The 2,099-nt window shown below is 41.0% G+C and carries 2 protein-coding genes; one reads left to right on the forward strand and one right to left on the reverse strand.

All coding sequences use genetic code 11. The features are described 5' to 3' along the window. The first annotated feature begins 86 nt into the window (after positions 1–86). Positions 87–818, forward strand: a complete 732-nt coding sequence (locus AACQ17_RS09525) for an EAL domain-containing protein (RefSeq protein WP_094167609.1) — start codon at positions 87–89, stop codon at positions 816–818. Positions 819–1,140: 322 nt separating this feature from the next. Here AACQ17_RS09525 and nfo read toward each other — a convergent pair whose 3' ends face one another. After that, positions 1,141–2,058, reverse strand: coding sequence for a deoxyribonuclease IV (gene nfo, locus AACQ17_RS09530; protein WP_088732823.1), 918 nt, complete (start codon positions 2,056–2,058; stop codon positions 1,141–1,143). Positions 2,059–2,099 lie beyond the last annotated feature (41 nt).

Genomic DNA, 2,099 nt, shown 5'->3' on the forward strand with positions numbered 1-2,099 from the left:
ATCTTAATAACTATGAAATGGAAAAAATCAAAATATAATGAAACGAATCTTACAATTACAAACTCTCGTTCGGAAAATAATAATTTATGCTTGATTTTCATTGCAGTCGCACACAAATAGAATTGAATCATCAAACGATGGAATATAGCCCATCTAGGCCTGTTCCATTCTATCAACCCATCACAGATCACAATAAAAATGTTGTGGGTGTTGAAGTTCTCGCTCGTTACTTCGATAGCAATGAGTACAGGAGCTTTCACTTCAATGAATTAACTAGAGATCATACTTTAGCGATCGACATTGAAATCTTGGAATCTGTAGTCAATGAATTTCCAGAAATGGCTAGGAAAGATTTAACCTTTGTCTCATTTAACCTGACTCCGGTAGAACCCTCTTGGTACTACTGCCAAATACTACTTGATACGATTAAAGAAGCTCAGAAAAACAACATCACAATTTGGATTGAGATTCCGGAGCACACTCCACTTCACCCATCACACCTGATACTTTTGCAACAGCTAAAAAATCATCCCGTTAAAATTGCCTTTGATGATTTTGGAACGAAAGAAAGTCAATTCCAACGCTTATTGAGTATGGAATGTGATGTGGTGAAATTTGATCGTCAACTACTGCTTCAGGCAACAAAAAATAATTACTCACTTAGTATGTTCAAAAAACTTGTAGGGTATTTTCAATCGATTGGGAAAGAAGTAGTTTGCGAAGGGATTGAAACTGAAGAACAACTGGCCTTAGTTATCAGTGCCGGTTTTGATTTCATCCAAGGTTATGCTTTAGGAAAACCCGCACCTCACTACTAAGACTAAAAACTTCAAAAGAACTCCACTCATGAGGTGGAAATGCGAGAATTTAGGAAAGCTCTGAAAATTAACTAATTACAGCATTGTAACCATAAAAAGCCACCACTGCATGAGTCAATGTCACAGAGCTTTTGCCAGTTAATGTGATTTTTGTGGCGTTCGAGTATGCCCTTGACCGTTCACATGTCGGTTAGGTATAGGCAATCGGACTGGTGGACGAGCTATTGATGGTGAACGTGAGATCATATGAAACATAGTGACATCCTCCTTCATTTTGACGCGGCTATGCCTTTGTCTTTATGAAAGAAAGATGCCAACTTATTTAAGATGCTACTGAATCTACCGATTGTGCGTGTAGATCTCTTAATGTTTGAATTTCTTGGGCCCAAATGTCTGGATCGATTGTCTCTAAAATCAATGGGATACCATCAAACCTTGCATCTTTGGCAATAAATTCAAAGCATGGCCAACCAATTTCGCCTTGCCCTAGAGAATGATGGCGGTCAACACGGCTGGCAAACTTTGCCTTTGAGTCGTTGATGTGCATTGCACGTAAGTAGTGCATTCCCACCACGCTATCAAACTCTGAAAAGGTTGCCTCGCACGCCTCAACTGTGCGCAAATCATAACCTGCAGTAAAAGTATGACACGTGTCAAGGCACACACCTACTCGCGATTTATCCTCAACTTGCTGGATAATTTCGGCTAAATGTTCGAAACGCCAGCCTAGATTCGTCCCCTGCCCTGCGGTGTTTTCAATCACAGCAACGACCTCAGGCACGGCTTGATGTGCAAGGTTTATCGATTCTGCAATTGTCGCAAGACATTCACTTTCTGAGACTTGTTTAAGGTGACTACCCGGATGAAAATTCAGAAGCGTCAGCCCCAGTTGCTGGCAACGTTGCATTTCATCAATAAAAGCTTCGCGTGACTTAGCAAGCTTATCGGCTTCTGGCGCGCCCAGATTAATAAGGTATGAATCATGCGGCAAAATGTGTTCACTTTTAAAACCAAGCATGTGGCAGTTAGCCTTAAAAGCGCGAATGGTTGCCTCTTCGAGCGGTTTAGCAACCCACTGGCGCTGGTTTTTAGTGAATAAAGCAAATGCATTTGCTCCAATTTCTCTCGCTCTCAATGGGGCTTGGTCAACGCCGCCAGAGGCCGATACATGAGCACCAATAAATTTCATTCCACAGCCCTGAATTCTATTTGTCATTAAATCACTTTGTACTTTCAACATTGGACTTCAATTGTCTGATTTTCTGTTACTTAGGTCAAACA

The sequence above is a fragment of the Vibrio sp. V10_P2A27P122 genome, assembly GCF_963874335.1.
Taxonomy (GTDB): Bacteria; Pseudomonadota; Gammaproteobacteria; order Enterobacterales; family Vibrionaceae; genus Vibrio; species Vibrio anguillarum.